The following is a 1,420-nucleotide window of genomic DNA, read 5'->3' as shown; positions in this document are numbered from 1 at the left end:
GGCGTCACCTGTCCGTCTAAAACGATGGAATGGCGCATTGCCGCCAGCGATTTTTCCTTCGCGTTTTCACGGAACGAACGAATCTCGCGCAAAAACGGCGGAACATTGCGAATCAGGCACAATCCGGTGGAAATCACCAAAAACATCATGATGACAACGAACCACGCCGAGGCATACACGTCGTACAGGCCCAAAAAGCCGAAAATCTGCGACCAAAACGGGCCGAATTTCACCAAATAATCGACTTGCGGCTGGTTTTGCTGCAAGACCGTACCGATAATCGAAGCCACGCCCAACAGGCTGAGCAGGGCAACGGCAAAACGCATGGAGCTGAAAAAGGCAAACCATGGTCTACGGATAAGTGGGACGGATGATGAAGATTTACTCATATCTCAAATGTCGGCTTGGGGCAACCCGATCGGTAGAACGGACTGCTATGACGTGTGATGCGAAAGGAAGAATATTGCATATTGCAGTAAAAATCTTGCCGTCGCTATTTGAAAAAACCAATCAGGCTTATCGGTTTATATTGGCTAAGGCCGTCTGAAGGGTTTTCAGACGGCCTGTATCAATAAACTCGTTTCAGAACGAAATTTAGTGCAAACCTTGAATGAAGTTGGCTACTGCGTTCAACTCTTCTTCGCTCAGGCGGTTGGCAATATCGGCCATGATAGCGTTTTTACGTTGGCCGGATTGGTAAGCTTTCATTTGCTCGACAACGTAAGCTTTGTGTTGGCCGCCCAAACGAGGATAGGCTTGGATTTCAGTACCGCCGCCCGGGATACCTGCGCCGCTAGGGCCGTGGCAAGACATACATGCCGGCAGTTTTTTAGCGCTCAGGCCGCCGCGATAGATTTTCGCGCCCAGCTCTGGGTTTTCTTTAGGATTGGCTTCGCCCGGTTTGCCTTGTTGTTTGGCGTAGTAGGCGGCAGCGTCGCGGATGTCTTGTTCGGACAAGTTCATCACCATCGGTTTCATCACGCCGGCAGCACCGTGGGTACGGGTACCGTCTTTGATGGCCATGGTTTGACCGTAGGTGTAGGCCGCAGCCTGACCTGCCAGTTTAGGATAAGTTGCGATACCGCTGTTACCATCGGCTGCGTGACACGCCGCACAGATAGTAGTCGCTACCTGTTTGCCTTTTTCAGCATCTGCTTTAGGGGCAGCGGAAACCGCACCGGCAGCCAATACCAAGGCCAATAAAGTCAATCGTTTCATGGAGTGCTCCTGATTACAGCATTGCGTACCGCGTCAATGCCTTTTTTATACTCAAATACCGGGGAATTTTCCCGATTAAAACCGATAATTCTATAAACGTGCTATTCTATACCAAGTTTACATTAAATTACTACTCAAATTACCAAACTGCTGCAACATAAATGCCCGATACAAATTATGATGTTGCAGTTTTGTTTCCATG

2 protein-coding genes are annotated in these 1,420 nt (G+C 49.3%); both read right to left on the bottom strand.

Annotated elements, in window-relative coordinates; all coding sequences use genetic code 11:
- On the bottom strand, positions 1–389 hold a 389-nt coding region (locus ACTHUE_RS19060), incomplete at its 3' end, for a cytochrome c biogenesis protein ResB (protein ID WP_440424177.1).
- Between the two features lie 205 nt (positions 390–594).
- Positions 595–1,218: a c-type cytochrome gene (locus ACTHUE_RS19055; protein WP_003684518.1), complete on the bottom strand. Its 624-nt coding sequence runs from the start codon at positions 1,216–1,218 to the stop codon at positions 595–597.
- Between the last annotated feature and the right edge of the window lie 202 nt (positions 1,219–1,420).

The organism is Neisseria sp. P0021.S005 (assembly GCF_051956955.1).
This window is presented reverse-complemented; position numbering and strand designations above follow the sequence as displayed.